Genomic DNA, 17,182 nt, shown 5'->3' on the forward strand with positions numbered 1-17,182 from the left:
GAGTTTGCTCCCTCGCCCCGACAGCTCAAGCTGGCTTGGCCTCCATCAATGCCTGCTGCGCCATTTCCTTTTCCGCTTCCTTGATGTCTTCGTCGCTGATCATTTCCGCGATGACCCGCAGCCGCTCCACTACGCGAGCGTTGACACTGCCCTCCGGGAACTCGCCGTTTTCGTCCGGCTCGCCAGCAGGCTCGCCTACCAGCAGGCTCAGCGCCTCATCGGCTTGGCGCACGGCATAGACATGGAACTGTCCCGCGCGCACGGCGGCCAGCACCTTTTCATCGAGCATCAGGGTCGCGACGTTTGCCTGGGGAATGATCGCCCCTTGCTCCCCGGTCAGCCCGCGCGCTTCGCAGAGGCGGAAGAAGCCTTCGATCTTCTCGTTGACCCCGCCTACCGCCTGCACTTCGCCAAACTGGTTGATCGAGCCGGTGATGGCGAAGCATTGTTTCAACGGTGTCTTCGACAGGGCCGAGATCAGCGTGCAAGCCTCTCCGAGGGACGCACTGTCCCCATCCACGTAACCGTAGGATTGCTCCAAGGCAATGCTGGCCGAGATCGCCAGCGGAAATTCCTGGGCATAACGGCTGCCCAGGTAACCGGTAAGGATCATCACGCCCTTGGAGTGGATCGGCTGGCCGAGGTTAACCTCGCGCTCGATGTCGACAATGCCGCTGCCGCCCGGATACACCGTGGCGGAGATTCGCGCCGGCACGCCAAACGCCGAATCGCCGACCTCCAGCACCGTCAACCCGTTGCACTTGCCCACGGCCGCGCCATCGGTGTCGATCAGGATGATCCCCGCCAGCATGTCATCGAGAATCCGCGCCGAGACGCGCCCGGTGCGAGTGGCCTTGGCCTTGAGGGCACGCTCGATGTGGCCGGAGTCGGTCATGTCATCGCCGGCCAGCTGACGGATGAAATCCGCCTCGCTAACCAGTTGGAACAGGTCGCCGATACGGGCCGACAAGCGCCCCTGATGTTCGGCCAGGCGCGCACTGTAGGTCGCCAGGCGCGCCACTGCATCGGCGGTCAGCGGCGCCATGCCCTCCTCCGAAGTGCGGGTCTTGAGCAACTGGGCGAACTGCTCCAGGCTCTCGTCCCCCATCGGGATGTCTTCGTCGAAGTCCACCAGCACGCGAAACATTTCCTGGAAATCCGAATCCAGGTCCTGCAAGGCGTAGTAGAGCTGGCGCGCGCCGATGATCACCACTTTCACCTGCAACGGGATGTGCTGCGGCGTCAGGGTCACCGTCGCCAGCCGGCCCAGCTCACCCAATGGCGACTCCATTTTCAGCTTGCGCGATTGCAGGGCGCGCTTGAGGGCATCCCACACGAACGGCTCGCTGAGCATTTTTTCCGCTTCGAGAATCAGAAAGCCGCCATTGGCCCGGTGCAGCGCACCCGGCCGCAATTGCCGATACGTGGTGTAGAGCGCGCCCTGGTCAGTGCTGTACTCGATGCGCCCGAACAGGTTGTCGTAGGTCGGGTGCGGTTCGAACACCACCGGCGCGCCACCGCTCGCAGGATGCCCGACGACCAGGCTCGGGGCGTATTGTTCTTCCAACAGCTTGCGGGCGACGGCGTCGGTCTTGCTGTCGTCGACCAATTGCTCGACCACGGTCTTGAGCAGGTAGACCTGCATGGCCTGCAGATAACCGCAGACGGCAGCGTTCTCGGCGTATTTTTCCGAGAGCGGCGCGAGCAAGGGCTGCAACGCCAGGGTGATGGTTTCTTCGTTGAGCTGGCGCAGCTGGTTGTTGGACTCGCGCTTCCACTGCGGCAGGCTGGCGAGTTCTTCGTTCAGACGCTCTTCCAGACTGGAGATGTCCTCATGGAAGCGCTCGCGGTCGGCTTCCGGCAACTGGGCGAACTCCGCCTCATCCAAGGCCTTGCCTTCGCTCATCGGCGTGAAGGCGATGTTGCTGCTGTCGCGGTACAGCGCGACATCCTTTTCCAGCGCCAGGCGCTCGATCACATCGAGGGCGCGGTCGTAGCGCTGGTTGAAGGCGCGGTCGATGGCGCTTTTTTTCTGTTGGTAGGACGGGTGCTCGAATACCGCCGGAAATGTCGCCAGCAGGTTGTCGATCAGGCCGTTGATGTCGCCGATGAAAGCACCCGCCGTGCCTGACGGCAGTTCCAAGGCGCGGGGTTCGCGCGGTTCATCGAAGTTATTGACGTAGACCCAATCCGCCGGGGTCTGCATGCGCTTGCCCTCGGCCTTGAGGTAGCGTTTGACGAACGAGAACCGGCCTGTGCCGGGCTCGCCCATGACGAAAACGTTGTAACCGGGGCGTGGCATTGCCACACCAAACTGCAAGGCTTCGACCGCACGTTCCTGGCCAAGCACACCGCGGAAGGGCTCCAGATCATTGGTGGTAGAGAAGCTGAACTGTTCAGCGGAAAACGGACGGGTCAGCGCTTCAGGCGCTAGACGCAAGCTGGCAGCAACAGGATCAGGCATCGGGCTTCCTTACATCAGGCGGGGCAGATAGCGGCATTCTGGCGCTGCCTACACCTGACTGGCAAGGAGCGCCTTGAGCCAAAGCATAGTCGATGGAAAAACCGCGCAAGGAAGCCGGTAAACAGGTGATTTCAATTAATGTTTTTGCAAAATGTCACGGAACCCTCGGATCGTGCCTAAACTCCAAACTGCGCGGCTGGAACAATAACCGGCCCACTGGCGCCATTAGGGGCCAGACCCTGTCCATTGGTATGCACATAAAGAGAACATAGCTATGAAACGGATTCTTCTCGGTACTCTCTTCACCGCTGTATCCATCAACGCCATGGCTCAGGCCCCGGGCGGTCCGGATTGCGGTTGGGGCAACATGCTGTTCGAAGGTCAGCGTGGCACTCCGGCTCACTTCCTGGCATCCACCACCAACGGCACTTCCGGCAACGCCACCTTTGGCATGACCTCCGGCACCAACGGCTGCTCGACCAACGCGGCACTGACCTACGGTGGCAAGTCGTGGCTGGCCATGAATGGCATGATGAACGAGCTGTCCGAAGACATGGCCAAGGGTCAAGGCGAAGCGCTGACGACTTATGCCGTGGTACTGGGCGTTGCGCCGGAAGATCGTGCGCATTTCTCCGCTGTCACCCACGAGCACTTCCAGCAGATCTTCAGCAAAGCTGACGTGACCGCAGAAGACGTGCATACCAATACCCTATCGGTACTGAAAAACGATCCACGTCTGGCCAAGTACGCAACTCAAGCTTAAGCTCGACACCACTCGCTCCTCTCGGGGAGCGGGTTTTCTTTCCTGGGCCCCTGTTGGTCTTTTTTTTCGACTTCAAAAGTAGCCGACTATGCTCAAACGCCTTGCCTGGCTGGCGCTCTGTGTGTGCGCCCCGCTGTCCGCCGCACCTCATGTCGACACTCAACGTTTGCAGCAATTGTCCAACGACCGTTTCTGGATTTCCCTGGGCCACTACGAAACCGCCAAGCTCGGCGGCTGGCGCAGCTACATCAGCGACAAGAAATTCTTCCTCGCCCAGGACGGCAACGAACACCCCGACCGCGAGTTGACCGCCACGCTGCAAGCGCTCTATGGCCCGGCCAGCGCCGGCCAGCAACACGCCCAATGCGTCTACCCGGCGCGCACCCGCTGGCTGAAGGCGCAGCTCAATCTCACCGATCTGCCAGCCGTTGATTGCAGCGAATTCACCCAATGGTTCAAAGACGTATCGCCCCACAGCGCGGTAATGATTTTCCCCGCTGCGTACCTGAACAGCCCGTCATCGATGTTCGGTCATACCTTGCTGCGCATCGACCAGGCCGACGTGCAAAGCGACAAGACCGCGCTGCTCAGCTACGCGATTAACTTTGGCGCCTACATCGAAGGTTCGGACAACAGCATTCTCTATGCCTGGAAGGGCTTGATGGGCGGCTATCCCGGCCTGTTCGCCCTGGTGCCGTACCAGGAAAAACTCTCCGAGTACCGAAGCCTGGAGAACCGCGACCTGTGGGAATACCGCCTCAACCTCAGCCAGGCGGAAACCGAGCGCATGGTCGAGCACGTCTGGGAGCTCAAACAGATCCAGTTTGATTATTTCTTCTTCGATGAAAACTGCTCCTACCGATTACTCGAACTGCTGCAAGTCGCTCGCCCCAGTCTGCGGCTGACCGAGCAATTCCCTCTGACGGCAATTCCCACCGACACCGTCAAGGCCGTGAAGGAAGCCGGACTGGTGGAAAGCATCCAGTATCGGCCGTCCCGTGAGCGGGAGCTGCTAAGCCGCGCCGACCCCCTCAGCGACGACGAACAACACTGGGTACTGAAGGTCAGCGCCGATCAACAACAGCTTCAAGCCCCCGCTTTCAAGGCGCTGCCGCGCGAACGCCAGGCGCTGATCATCGACGCGGCCTATCGACTGGAACGCTACCGCGCCAACGGTCAGGAGCGCGACCCGAAACGCTCCCAGCGCAGCTTCGAATTGCTGCGGGCAATCAACCAGAACCCCGCGCCGGAACTGGATATCCCGCAGCCGGGCCTGCCCGAAGATGGCCACGAATCACGCACCTGGCAGGCCGGCCTTGGCACCCGCGGCGACCGAGCGTTCGGTGAATACGGCCTGCGCATGGCCTATCACGACCTCAATGACAACGCCGAGAGCTTCCCGCTGGGTGCGCAAATTGAAATCCTACAACTGAAATTGCGCCAATACGAAGGCAATGACTGGCAGGTACAGCAACTGGATCTGGCAACGATTCGCTCGCTGACCCCGCGCAACGAGCTATTGCAACCGCTGTCCTGGCAGGTGACGGGCGGCCTGGAACGGGTGCCGGGCAAGCACGACGATGAAACCCTGGTCAGCCATGTCAATGGCGGCGCTGGCGGCACCTGGGCGTTGGGCGAGGACGTGCTGGGCTTTGCCCTGGGCACGGTGCGCGTCGAGCACAACAACGACTTCGCCCAATTCATCGCCCCGGCCGCCGGCTTCAACAGCGGCGTGCTGTGGAAAAACCCGCTGGGTAACCTGAGCCTGGAAGCCAAGGGTGATTACTTCGTCAACGGCGAAGTGCGTCGTAGCGTGAGTCTGAATCAGCAGTGGGAATTGTCCCGTAACCTCGGCTTGCGCCTGAGCGCCCAGCGGGAGTTCAGCCAACTGGCCTCGCCGGAGAACGAGGTGATGCTCGAAGTGAAGTGGTACCACTACTGAACGAACGGATTGATCACCGCGCTTTCACGTCCTTCTGACGAATCCGCTTCTAGACTCCTGATATGAGTGGATCCGGCAGGACGGCAGAAAATGAAGCGCGCGGTAATGGTACTGGGTGTATTGATGTTGCTGCTCGGCGGCTGTGAAACCACCCACGAGGATTTGATCGCCCGGGGATATCCGGCCGCCTTCGCCGATGGTTTCGATGATGGTTGCAGCAGTGGCCGGCAAGCGGCCGGCGTCATGACCGGGCAGTTCAGGAAAGACGTGCCGCGCTACCTCAAGGACCCACGCTACGCCGAAGGCTGGAGCGATGGCTTCCGCCAGTGCCAGGCCATGCGCGAGAGCGAAGAGCGCGACGCCTACCGTGAACGTCATTGGGACGAGCGCGAACGGGCCTGGCGACAAGAGAAAGATCGCGACGCCGCCCGGGCTTATCGCTCGCAGTGAGTCGCTCAGAGACATTCGTCGAAACCAAAACCTTGCGACCATGGCCCAAACTCCAACAGAGGAGCAATGCCATGAGCCGCGCTTTCGTCAACGAAGACAACGCCGCCGCCCAGGCCGAACAGCCGGTCGAGCGCCAGGTCAGCACGCAACCCAACTACGTCACACCCGCCGGGCTTGCCCAGCTACAGGCGCGGGTCGCCGAGCTGCAAGCGCAGCACAGCCAACAGACGGCCCAAGGCGAGCAGGCAGACAAACAGCGGATTGCCGACATCGAACGGGACCTGCGTTATTTCAACCAGCGGCTGCAAAGCGCGCAGGTCGTTACGCCGAGCGACTCCGATCAGGTGCGAGTCGGGCACTGGGTGAGTTTTGTCGATGAGCATGATCACGAACAGCGAGTGCAATTGGTCGGCGAAGACCAGGCCGATGCCGCCAGCGGATTGATCAACTGGGGATCGCCGTTAGGGCGGGCTCTGCTGGGCGCCAGGATTGGCGATGAGGTGACTTGGAAGCGACCACTGGGAAACCTCGCTATCGAGATCGTGGCGATAGATCGCCAATGATGTTGCTGGACTCTTTGTACATGATTAAAACCGCTAACATCACAACACGATAACAATCTGTTACTTGCGTGCGGCCATCAATCACCGCAACATGAGGTCATAACAACAAGTTTGCCTTAAATCAGGACCATGCTACTGTTTTTCCCGCGCCGCAATCGGCGCATTATAACAACTAAGGAGATACACTAATGAGCGAACAAATACTGGCCATGTCGGGTGACTTCGACAGCGACTTCGAGTGCTATCAACAAATAACAGACCTCGGTATCGAATCAGCAGCACTGACCATTGTCGAATGCGGCACCATCAACTGCACCGCTCTTTTATGCTAAATCCTTCTCTATCAAAGTAAACCTGCCCTACAGGTCTTTGACACTCGCTAATTCACCTATAAAACAGTCTTATCGACATCCGACAGTTCAGATACGTTTACGCAAAACCTTTGCAACGCGCACCAATGTTTAATGCTCGACACTCGGGTGCTAAGTCCTTCGACTGATCAAAACAGGCAACACCCATAACCATAGAGCAGGCAACGCCTGCTCTATCCATGTCAGGAGCAACGGCATGCTTTTTAATGCTTTGAAGTTGAATCAGCGAGGCCGGCGCAGATTTTTTTCAGACGGTGACATCGCTCTTTTTGAAAACAACCTGACCCGCCTGCATGCTGACGATCAGGCCTTGGTGGATCATTTCGGGTTGAACCGGGACCAACTGGCATCCTATGCCAAGGAGCCCATCAACCACCCCCGCTTGCCTCTCGACAGCGAAGCCGTTCTGATCGCCCTGAAGGAAAAGCTCACTCGGCTTGACAGCATCCAGGTCGACACAGAAACCTTGAGCGACAAAGACAATTTTTATTGGTTTGGCCATCGTTTTTTTCTTTATTTCATCGACACGTTCAAGGCGGATGGGCGCTACGCCAGAGCGTCACTGCACATTGATGAACCCGCCCTGCTGGCAAGCCTTGAGCGCTATGTCTTGGCCCGAGTCGGACGCACGTCGGAACAAAGCCTGGTCCATTATCTGAATACGCGGATCGCGGAAGGCGACGACATTGACCTGAGCGGATTCAACGAACACCTGCGCACATTGCCGTTGCTGAAGTTTTTTGAATCCTATCCCGTGCTGGCGACATTGCTGCTGGATTTGCTGGAAGACACCCTCAACTACCTTTATGCGGTCATTCTCGACTTCGCCAACGATGTTGAAGCGTTGGAAGCGGAATTCTCGATCCCGTCTCGGAGAATCGAGGCTATCGAGTTCGGCCTGGGTGACCCCCACGGTCGCGGCGAAACGGTCTGCCAGGTTAAGGTCTGCGCAATTTCATTGGTCTACAAGCCAAGAGCAAGCCGCGAAGCACTTTTTTTCAATCAACTGCTTGAACAACTATACGACTGGACAGGCGCGGATTGTTTTGCCATCCACGCGCCTAAAATCCTCAGCCGTGAGCGACACAGCTGGATAGAAAAGATCGGCAACACGCCTTGTGCCAGCGCAGCGGACGTGGCGCTGTTCTATAAAAAAATGGGCTCACAAATCGCCGTCATCCATGCACTCAATGGCATCGACTTCCACTACGAGAACATCATCGCTTGTGGCAACAGCCCGGTCATGATTGACCTGGAGTGCTTGTTCACCGCGTCCACCAGTGAACTGCTGATCGACCTGCCCGCCAACAGTGCATTGTCCAACACCTTTAAATTGATCCAGCAGTCGGTGTGTTCCAGCGGTTTTGTGCCCTTTTCACAAAACTCCAATAACGACCAGAGCGGGCTGACTCGTCAGGAATTATTCACTTCCACCCGCCACTCCCTGATTTTCGAAGCGGGCTTTTACCATTTACGTAAGGTCGAGTTCGAACACCTTCTGGTGCAAAAGCATTTGCCGCTTTTTCAGGGCAAACACCAGGGGCATGAAATTTATAAAGCCGAACTTATCCACGGCTTTGAATATGCCTATGGCGAATTGATCACACATCGGCGCACGATAATGCAGATGCTTGAGCTATCCGCAGGCGAATTATCAACCCGTGTATTACTCAAAAATTCTCAACGCTATGCTGACTTTATCGGGCTGAGCCGCCATCCACGCTTCATGAAAAACATGTTGGACCGGGAGCTTCTGCTTGCAACCCTGTGGAAAGACTTGAAGGAGCCCTATCGAGCAAAGGGCATCCCGCGTTATGAAATAGACGACCTGCAAAGATCCAGCATTCCTTGTTTCACCATGCCGCTCAACTCCAACGCTCTAAAGAGCGCACAAGGTGAAACAATAGACATGACGCAAATACAACCCCCGATAAAAAGCTGCCTACAAAAACTAGCCAACCTGTCTACCGCCGACAGGGCATTTCAACTCACGTTACTTGAAATGTGCTTGTTTCCAGAGCCCAATGAACAGCCGCCATCACGTGCCATCGCCAGTAACGCGCTCCAAGCGAATCAACTCGACGCCGTGCTGGGCATCAGTTCCCGCCTCGAAGCGCTTGCGATCAAGGGAACGGCCACGGATATCCGTTGGTTGGCTTTTCATACGCACCCAACGACTCATGGAAAATACCCTTCACCCATGGATCACGGGCTGTACTCCGGTATCGCCGGGATTGGGTTGTTTTATCTGAGCTTGTTCAAGGTAAGCGGTCAACCACACGTGCTGTCGCTCATGGATCAGATACTGGTCTCAATGGAGCAACATTTTGGCTTCTTCAAAGCCGACTTGACCGTCAGTGCTTATCACGGCCTCGGCTCTTATCTTTATTTACTCATCAATCGTCGCCAAATAACGGGCGATGCGAAATACGATGTAAAAATTGCCAGTTTACTGACCCAACTGACTGAAGTCCCACTGGAAAACTACGATTTCGACTTCCTGGGCGGCTGTTGTGGCGCGGTGACGCTGCTGGCCAACATCCATGCGCTCTCGACGCAAGCGGACGTGCTGCCGACCATACGGCGCATGGCTGACTACATAAAGGATCAAGTCCTGATCGAAGACGGCCTACTTCTGCGACGCAACGACCGCTCCGTCATCCTGACGGGCCTGTCCCACGGTCTCTCCGGCGTCATCCATGCGTTGTGCAAAGCCTATGACGTGACCGGCGATGTGACGTTGGTGACCTTGGCCATCCAGGTATTGGAGGGTGAAAATCGCTTGAGCCGGGAGGGTTTCTGGCTGGACCTGAGAGACCTGGGCCCCGTGGGCCATGCTTCCAAGTGGTGCCATGGAGACGGCGGTATTCTCATCGCCAGGCGGCAACTCATGAAGTCGATGGGAGTGGCCTTGGACGAAGCCACCCGGCAGACGGTGCTCGACGACATCCAGCGCTGCGAGGACAATCTCTGGCAGCACGGCCTGGGCGGCGGATATAACTTGTGCCATGGCGATTTCGGCAATCTGATCTGCCTGTATGACTTGTATCGACACGCTAACAATCCCGAGGGCATCAGCAGGGTCAAACAGGCCCTCGGCGAAGTCGCCCGGCGGTTTTTAGCAGGCCCCTTTCTCGACAGCGATCGTGTTCCCGACGTCAGCCTGCTGACGGGTATTACGGGTGCAGGTTATGCCTTGCTGTATGAGATCGATCCAACGATCCCCAACATACTCTCGCTCGATTTCGCGTCCCCCATTTAGACGGCCCGGCAAATTGCGCGCATAAAAAAACGGAGCCTTGAAGGGCTCCGTTTTTTTCATGCAGCTGACCCGATCAAGCCAGTTTCTTGTGCCGTACACGATGCGGCTGGGCAGCCGCTTCGCCGAGGCGCTTCTTGCGATCGGCTTCATACTCGGTGTAGTTGCCTTCGAAGAACACCGCTTGCGAGTCGTCTTCGTACGCCAGGATGTGGGTCGCCACGCGGTCGAGGAACCACCGATCGTGGGAGATCACGATGGCGGCGCCCGGGAAGTCCAGCAAGGCCTCTTCCAGGGAACGCAGGGTTTCAACGTCGAGGTCGTTGGACGGTTCGTCGAGCAGCAGGACGTTGCCGCCCTCTTTCAGGGTCAACGCCAGGTGCAAGCGACCGCGCTCACCACCGGAGAGGTCCTTGACGAATTTCTGCTGGTCACCGCCCTTGAAGTTGAAGCGGCCCACATAAGTGCGCGACGGGATTTCATAGTTGCCGATGCGAATCTGGTCGGACCCGTCGGAAATCTGCTGGAACACGGTCTTGCTGCCGTCCAGGTCCTCACGGCTCTGGTCGACGCAGGCCAACTGCACGGTCTCGCCGATTTCGATGCTGCCCGAATCCGCTGTCTCCTTGCCCATCAGCATGCGGAACAGCGTGGATTTACCCGCGCCGTTACCACCAATCACGCCGACGATGGCACCTTTGGGCATGGAGAACGACAGGTTGTCGATCAGCACGCGGTCGCCATAGCCCTTGCTGACGTTCTTGAACTCGATGACCTTGTCACCCAGGCGTGGACCGGCCGGGATGTAGATTTCGTTGGTTTCGCTGCGCTTCTGGAATTCCTGGGATTGCATTTCCTCGAAGCGTTGCAGGCGAGCCTTGGATTTCGACTGGCGGGCCTTGGCGCCTTTGCGCACCCACTCCAGCTCTTCCTTCATGGCTTTTTCATGGGCCGACTGCTGCTTGGATTCCTGGGCCAGACGATCGGACTTGGCTTCCAGCCAACCCGAATAGTTGCCCTCGTACGGAATGCCCGCGCCGCGGTCGAGTTCCAGGATCCAGCCGGCGACGTTGTCCAGGAAGTACCGGTCGTGCGTGATCGCTACCACGGTGCCCGGGAAGTCGTGCAGGAAGTGTTCGAGCCAGGCGACGGAATCGGCGTCCAGGTGGTTGGTCGGTTCGTCGAGCAGCAGCATGTCCGGAGCCGACAGCAGCAGTCGGCACAGGGCCACGCGGCGTTTTTCACCACCGGAGAGGTGTTCGACCTTTGCGTCCCAGGCTGGCAGGCGCAGTGCATCGGCAGCCACTTCCAGCTGGCGGTCGAGGTTGTGGCCGTCGCTGGCCTGCAGGATCGCTTCCAGCTTGGCCTGTTCGGCGGCCAGCTTGTCGAAGTCGGCGTCCGGGTCGGCATACGCGGCGTAGACCTCGTCCAGGCGAGCCTGGGCGTCCTTGATGACGCTGACGGCTTCCTCGACTACCTCACGCACGGTCTTGGTCGGATCCAGCTGAGGCTCTTGCGGCAGGTAGCCGATGTTCAGGTCCGGCATCGGACGGGCTTCGCCGTCGAACTCCTGGTCGACGCCGGCCATGATTTTCAACAGCGTGGATTTACCCGAGCCGTTGAGGCCCAATACGCCGATCTTGGCGCCGGGGAAGAAAGACAGAGAAATGTTTTTCAGGATTTCCCGCTTCGGTGGAACAACTTTGCTCAGCCGATGCATGGTGAAGACGTATTGAGCCATGGTGAACCTAGCGTCAGTGACAGGTGAAAAGAACGAGCCAGGCCATGCGCGGCGCGGGCCCTTGATGTTGGTCAATGCCTGCGGGCGGTTGGTGCCTGGGTATCTGGAGCTGGAACGCTCTTGTTTGACCGGCAAAGCTACCTCAACCGCCGATCAAGGTCCAGCCGCCAAGGGCTGGCACTTTGCCACAAGCCAAGGCATGCTAGCCGCCCTTTGAGCGTCCGGCTTATAGTGCACGTCGCGCCAGCCCAGCAAACGGCAGGATTACAGCTTGTCCAATGTCACGCCGCCCTCGTCCCCACGTGCACCGACTGCTGTGCCTGGCCTGCCCTTGCGCGGGACATTGAAGGGCGGGCTGGCCTCGCTGGTGCTGTTGCTACTGGGCCTGCTTTTCTGGCAGCTGCTCGATCAACTGCGCGAAACCCAGCAGCAACAGCGCCAATACACCATTGACTACACCGCCGACCTCGCCGCGCAAGTCAGCCTGAACATGGCCCTGAATGCGCAAATCGCCCTCAATCTGTTGCCGATCGTCGAACAACCGCAGAGCGCTGACGAACAGCAGTCGCTGTTGCGCAAGCTCCAGCAATCGCTGCCCGAGTTGCGCAGCCTCGCGTTGCTAAGTCCCTCCGGCAGGGTACTCAGTGACAGCGACGCCAACAGCCACGACGCCGAGTACCTGAGCGAACTCGTACGGCGCAGCCGCGCCCAGGCGCATTATTTCGGCAACGCCCAAGACGGCTCCGTCGTGCATCTGTTGTTGCACCAGGCCAGCGGCAGCACTCGTGGCTATTGGGCGTTGCGCCTGACCCCAAGCTTCTTTTCGACCTTGACCAAGCAGGCCGATACGGGCCTGCGTCCGTTGTGGCTGGTGGAGAACCGTCTCAATCAGCAAATCATCAGCCGCGACGAAAGCCTGCCAACGTCCAGCCCCGCCCAGTTGACCACGCAGGACCTCAGCAACACCGTGTTGACCGTACCGCTGAGCAGCAGCGACTGGCAGCTGCGCGGGCTGTTCGATCGAAGCCAGGTGCTTGAGCAACTGTTGCCCGCCTTTATCGGCAAATGCTTGCTGGGCCTGGCGTTTTCGATGCTGCCGGTGATTGCGTTGCTGAACATGCGTCGGCGCCAGCGTCAATTGCATGAAGGACGTCGTCGCTACCAGGACATCTTCGAGGGCACCGGCGTGGCCCTCTGCGTGCTTGACCTGTCCGGACTCAAGGCGTTCTTCGCCAAGGCCGGCCTGCACGATGGGGAGCAACTGCGGGCCTGGCTGCAGATTGGGCAACAGCTCGAACAGCTGCAACAGCAAGTGCACGTCACCGAAGTCAACCAGATGGCCTTGAAGCTGCTCAATGTCGACTCCTGTGGACAAGCGTGGCAATTGCTGGTCGGCAACGCCGCGAAGGACAACAACCCGGTCGGCTCGAAACTGCTCGAAGCATTGCTTGACCAGCACAAGCAACTGGAGCTGGAAATCAGGCTCCAGGACGCCCATGGGCGGGATCAGCACTTGTGGCTGGTGCTGCGCCTGCCCGAAACACAGGACGACTACAACGCCGTCATCCTGAGCATCAGCGATATCACCAGCCGCAAGCTGATCGAGCTGTCGCTGCTTGAGCGCGAGGGTTTCTGGTCCGACGTGGTGCGCACCGTCCCGGATCATCTTTATGTGCAGGACGTCATCAGCCAGCGGATGATTTTCAGCAACCATCACCTGGGCCAGACGCTCGGTTACGACCGTACCGAACTGCACCAGATGGGCGAATATTTCTGGGAGATCCTGCTGCACAGCGACGATGCCGATCACTACCACGACCTGCGCCAGGAGCAGCGACGGGGTGGGTATACGCAACTGCTTCAATGCCAGTTGCGCTTTCGTCATCGCAACGGCAAATGGCGACGCTTCGAAGTTCGCGAACAGGCCCTCGCGCGTGACCGGTACGATCAGGTAACCCGGATCATCGGCGTGGCCAAGGACATCACCGAGCAGATCGAGGCCAGCGAATCGCTGCGCGACAGCGAGCAACGTTACCGGATGCTCGCTGAAAGTATCAGCGACGTGATTTTCTCCACCGACAGCAAGCTGTCGCTCAACTACGTCAGTCCGTCGGTCCAGGCGGTGCTCGGCTATACCGCCGATTGGATATTCCAGAGCGGCTGGCAATCGACCATCGCCAATCCGGCACAACTGAGCGGCATCCATTCCCTCATGGACCGGGTCAGCAAGGCCCTCGACAAGCCCGAACAACTGGCCGAGCTGCGCAATCAAATGCAGACCCAGTTGTTCCTGTTCGACTGCCTGCGTGCCGACGGTCGCAAGATTCCCATCGAGCTGCGGCTGGTGCTGGTCTGGGATGACAATGGCACGTTCGAAGGCGTACTGGGCGTAGGCCGGGACATCAGCCAGCAGCGTCGCGCCGAAAAAGACCTGCGCATGGCCGCGACGGTATTCGAGCACTCGACCTCGGCCATCCTCATCACCGATCCGGCCGGCTACATTGTCCAGGCCAACGAAGCGTTCAGCCGCGTCAGCGGTTATGCGGTATCGCAAGTGCTGGACCAGTTACCCAACATGCTGACCGTGGATGACCAACAGGAAGCTCACCTGCGTTACGTGCTAAAGCAATTGCAACAGCACAGCACCTGGGAAGGCGAAGTCTGGCTCAAGCGCCGCAATGGCGAGCACTACCCGGCCTGGGTCGGCATCACGGCGGTGCTCGACGACGAAGGCGACCTGGCCAGCTACGTGTGTTTCTTCAGCGACATCAGCGAACGCAAGGCCAGCGAACAGCGTATCCATCGCCTGGCCTACTACGATGCCCTGACCCACCTGCCCAACCGCACGCTGTTCCAGGACCGCCTGCACACTGCACTGCAATCGGCCGAGCGGCAGAAAACCTGGGTCGTGCTGATGTTCCTCGATCTCGACCGTTTCAAGCCGATCAACGACTCCCTGGGCCACGCCGCCGGCGATCGGATGCTCAAGGAAATGGCCACGCGCCTGCTCGGCTGCGTGGCTGACGACGACACCGTGGCGCGCATGGGCGGCGACGAGTTCACCTTGCTGCTGCAACCACGAGCCAGTCGGGAAATGGCGCTGAACCGAGCGATTACCGTGGCCGAACAGATTCTTGCCGGCCTGGTCCGGCCATTCGTGCTAGAAGGCCGGGAGTTTTTCGTTACCGCCAGTATCGGCATCGCCCTGAGCCCCCAGGACGGCAACGAGCTGAGCCAATTGATGAAAAACGCCGACACGGCCATGTATCACGCCAAAGAGCGCGGCAAGAACAATTTCCAGTTCTACCAGGCCGACATGAACGCCAGCGCCCTGGAGCGCCTGGAGCTGGAGAGCGACCTGCGCCATGCGCTGGAGCAAAACGAATTCGTGTTGTATTACCAACCCCAGTTCAGTGGCGACGGTAAGCGCCTGACCGGTGCCGAAGCCTTGCTGCGCTGGCGTCATCCACGCCGCGGACTGGTGCCGCCGGGGGATTTCATCCCGGTGCTCGAAGAGCTTGGGCTGGTGGTGGACGTCGGCGACTGGGTGATCAGCGAGGCCTGTCGCCAGCTCAAGACCTGGCACCAGACCAAGGTCAGGGTGCCGAAAGTCTCGGTCAATATCTCGGCCAGGCAGTTCTCCGATGGCCAACTGGGCACGCGCATCGCCAACATCCTGCGCAGCACCGGCCTGCCGCCGGCATGCCTGGAACTGGAACTGACGGAAAGCATCCTGATGCGTGAGGTCAGCGAGGCGATGCAGATCCTGGCCGGGTTGAAAAACCTGGGGCTGAGCATCGCGGTGGATGACTTCGGCACCGGTTATTCATCGCTCAACTACCTCAAGCAATTCCCCATCGACGTGCTGAAGATCGACCGTACCTTCGTCGATGGCCTGCCGTCCGGCGAACAGGACGCGCAGATCGCCCGGGCAATCATCGCCATGGCCCACAGCCTCAACCTGGCGGTGATCGCCGAGGGTGTCGAGACCCACGAGCAATTGGAATTCCTGCGTGAGCATGGCTGCGACGAAGTCCAGGGCTACCTGTTCGGTCGGCCGATGCCGGCCAATCGGTTTGAAGCGCAGTTCAGCAATGATGCGTTGTTTATGTTGGATTGAGGCAGCTGCAAGCTTCAAGCGGTAAGCTTCAAGCTAAAGGCAGAAGCCGGTCTGCGTTGACTTGCAGCTTGTTGCTTGAAGCTTGAAGCTCTCCAATCTGAATTCCTTTCATATGCCTTCCAAAACCGGTTGGGTTAGAATGCCCCCCTTTTCTGCCCCGATCCTTGAGGACCGCCATGTTCAGCCGTGATTTGACTATTGCCAAGTACGACGCCGATCTCTTTGCCGCCATGGAGCAAGAAGCTCAGCGCCAGGAAGAGCACATCGAGCTGATCGCTTCGGAAAACTACACCAGCCCCGCGGTGATGGAAGCTCAAGGCTCGGTCCTGACCAACAAGTACGCCGAAGGCTACCCGGGCAAGCGCTACTACGGCGGTTGCGAGTACGTCGACGTGGTCGAGCAACTGGCCATCGACCGCGCCAAGCAACTGTTCGGCGCTGATTACGCCAACGTCCAGCCGCACGCCGGTTCCCAAGCCAACGCCGCCGTATACCTGGCGCTGCTGTCGGCCGGCGACACCATCCTGGGCATGAGCCTGGCCCACGGCGGTCACCTGACCCACGGCGCCAGCGTTTCGTCCTCCGGCAAGCTGTACAACGCGATCCAGTACGGCATCGACGGCAACGGCCTGATCGACTACGACGAAGTCGAGCGCCTGGCCGTCGAGCACAAGCCGAAAATGATCGTGGCCGGTTTCTCTGCCTACTCGCAGATCCTCGACTTCCCGCGCTTTCGCGAAATCGCCGACAAGGTGGGGGCCTACCTGTTCGTCGACATGGCTCACGTTGCGGGCCTGGTCGCCGCTGGCGTCTACCCGAACCCGGTGCCGTTCGCCGACGTGGTCACCACCACGACCCACAAGACCCTGCGTGGCCCACGTGGCGGCCTGATCCTGGCACGCGCCAACGCTGACATCGAGAAGAAGCTGAACTCGGCCGTATTCCCAGGCGCCCAGGGTGGCCCGCTGGAGCACGTGATCGCGGCCAAGGCGATCTGCTTCAAGGAAGCCCTGCAACCTGAGTTCAAGACTTACCAGCAGCAAGTGGTGAAAAACGCCAAGGCCATGGCCGGCGTGTTCATCGAACGCGGCTTCGACGTGGTGTCCGGTGGTACCGAGAACCACTTGTTCCTGCTGTCGCTGATCAAGCAGGACATCTCCGGCAAAGACGCCGACGCCGCATTGGGCAAGGCGTTCATCACCGTGAACAAGAACTCGGTGCCAAACGATCCACGCTCCCCGTTCGTCACCTCGGGCCTGCGCTTCGGTACCCCGGCCGTGACCACTCGCGGTTTCAAGGAAGCCGAGTGCAAGGAACTGGCCGGCTGGATCTGCGACATCCTGGCTGACTTGAACAACGAAACGGTGATCGACGCCGTTCGCGAGAAGGTCAAGGCCATCTGCAAGAAGCTGCCGGTGTACGGCGCTTAATTCAATTTTCAATAAAAAGGGCCCGCGCCGAAAGACGCGGGCTTTTTTATTAGCTCTGTTTTAACGTCCCTATTACTTA

10 protein-coding genes are annotated in these 17,182 nt (G+C 59.2%); 8 read left to right on the forward strand and 2 right to left on the reverse strand.

All coding sequences use genetic code 11. From position 1 onward, the window contains the following. Positions 1 to 25: 25 nt before the first annotated feature. Positions 26 to 2,464 (reverse strand): Lon protease family protein, encoded by a 2,439-nt coding sequence (locus tag J3P82_RS22340; protein ID WP_434558705.1) that lies wholly within the window; start codon positions 2,462 to 2,464, stop codon positions 26 to 28. A 274-nt stretch (positions 2,465 to 2,738) separates the two neighbouring features. Here J3P82_RS22340 and J3P82_RS22345 point away from each other — a divergent pair, with 274 nt between their 5' ends. From J3P82_RS22345 to lanM, 6 genes are all read left to right on the forward strand, one after another. Further along, on the forward strand, positions 2,739 to 3,227 hold the full coding sequence (locus J3P82_RS22345) for a DUF3015 domain-containing protein (protein ID WP_186613019.1): 489 nt from the start codon (positions 2,739 to 2,741) through the stop codon (positions 3,225 to 3,227). Positions 3,228 to 3,315: 88 nt separating this feature from the next. Then, a complete protein-coding gene (locus J3P82_RS22350) occupies positions 3,316 to 5,169 on the forward strand; it encodes an Lnb N-terminal periplasmic domain-containing protein (protein WP_434558706.1) in 1,854 nt (617 codons plus the stop codon). A gap of 90 nt (positions 5,170 to 5,259) precedes the next feature. Further along, a complete protein-coding gene (locus J3P82_RS22355; RefSeq protein ID WP_434558707.1) occupies positions 5,260 to 5,619 on the forward strand; it encodes a hypothetical protein in 360 nt (119 codons plus the stop codon). 71 nt (positions 5,620 to 5,690) lie between these two features. After that, the gene (locus J3P82_RS22360; RefSeq protein ID WP_434558708.1) at positions 5,691 to 6,182 is read left to right on the forward strand and encodes a GreA/GreB family elongation factor; all 492 of its coding nucleotides are present in this window, start codon (positions 5,691 to 5,693) and stop codon (positions 6,180 to 6,182) included. A 188-nt stretch (positions 6,183 to 6,370) separates the two neighbouring features. After that, positions 6,371 to 6,514 carry a hypothetical protein gene (locus J3P82_RS22365; RefSeq protein ID WP_434558709.1) on the forward strand — a complete coding sequence of 48 codons (144 nt, stop codon included), beginning with the start codon at positions 6,371 to 6,373 and terminating at the stop codon, positions 6,512 to 6,514. A gap of 235 nt (positions 6,515 to 6,749) precedes the next feature. Then, a complete protein-coding gene (gene lanM / locus J3P82_RS22370) occupies positions 6,750 to 9,815 on the forward strand; it encodes a type 2 lanthipeptide synthetase LanM (protein ID WP_434558710.1) in 3,066 nt (1,021 codons plus the stop codon). A gap of 73 nt (positions 9,816 to 9,888) precedes the next feature. Here lanM and ettA read toward each other — a convergent pair whose 3' ends face one another. Further along, a complete protein-coding gene (ettA, locus tag J3P82_RS22375; RefSeq protein WP_434558711.1) occupies positions 9,889 to 11,553 on the reverse strand; it encodes an energy-dependent translational throttle protein EttA in 1,665 nt (554 codons plus the stop codon). 271 nt (positions 11,554 to 11,824) lie between these two features. On the opposite strand from ettA, the gene J3P82_RS22380 reads away from it, so the two are divergent. Together J3P82_RS22380 and glyA are read left to right on the forward strand one after the other, a co-directional pair. After that, on the forward strand, positions 11,825 to 15,673 hold the full coding sequence (locus J3P82_RS22380) for a sensor domain-containing protein (RefSeq protein WP_434558712.1): 3,849 nt from the start codon (positions 11,825 to 11,827) through the stop codon (positions 15,671 to 15,673). 176 nt (positions 15,674 to 15,849) lie between these two features. Then, positions 15,850 to 17,103, forward strand: coding sequence for a serine hydroxymethyltransferase (glyA, locus tag J3P82_RS22385; RefSeq protein WP_434558713.1), 1,254 nt, complete (start codon positions 15,850 to 15,852; stop codon positions 17,101 to 17,103). Positions 17,104 to 17,182 lie beyond the last annotated feature (79 nt).

It is taken from the genome of Pseudomonas sp. Z4-20 (assembly GCF_051131955.1).
Taxonomy (GTDB): domain Bacteria; phylum Pseudomonadota; class Gammaproteobacteria; order Pseudomonadales; family Pseudomonadaceae; genus Aquipseudomonas; species Aquipseudomonas marvdashtae.

Excerpts from the sequence above, each read along its gene's own strand:
- J3P82_RS22360 (WP_434558708.1), top strand. The coding sequence starts at position 5,691 with ATGAGCCGCGCTTTCGTCAACGAAGACAACGCCGCCGCCCAGGCCGAA.
- J3P82_RS22355 (WP_434558707.1), top strand. The coding sequence starts at position 5,260 with ATGAAGCGCGCGGTAATGGTACTGGGTGTATTGATGTTGCTGCTCGGC.
- J3P82_RS22340 (WP_434558705.1), bottom strand. The coding sequence starts at position 2,464 with ATGCCTGATCCTGTTGCTGCCAGCTTGCGTCTAGCGCCTGAAGCGCTG.
- J3P82_RS22350 (WP_434558706.1), top strand. The coding sequence starts at position 3,316 with ATGCTCAAACGCCTTGCCTGGCTGGCGCTCTGTGTGTGCGCCCCGCTG.
- J3P82_RS22345 (WP_186613019.1), top strand. The coding sequence starts at position 2,739 with ATGAAACGGATTCTTCTCGGTACTCTCTTCACCGCTGTATCCATCAAC.
- glyA (WP_434558713.1), top strand. The coding sequence starts at position 15,850 with ATGTTCAGCCGTGATTTGACTATTGCCAAGTACGACGCCGATCTCTTT.
- J3P82_RS22365 (WP_434558709.1), top strand. The coding sequence starts at position 6,371 with ATGAGCGAACAAATACTGGCCATGTCGGGTGACTTCGACAGCGACTTC.
- lanM (WP_434558710.1), top strand. The coding sequence starts at position 6,750 with ATGCTTTTTAATGCTTTGAAGTTGAATCAGCGAGGCCGGCGCAGATTT.
- ettA (WP_434558711.1), bottom strand. The coding sequence starts at position 11,553 with ATGGCTCAATACGTCTTCACCATGCATCGGCTGAGCAAAGTTGTTCCA.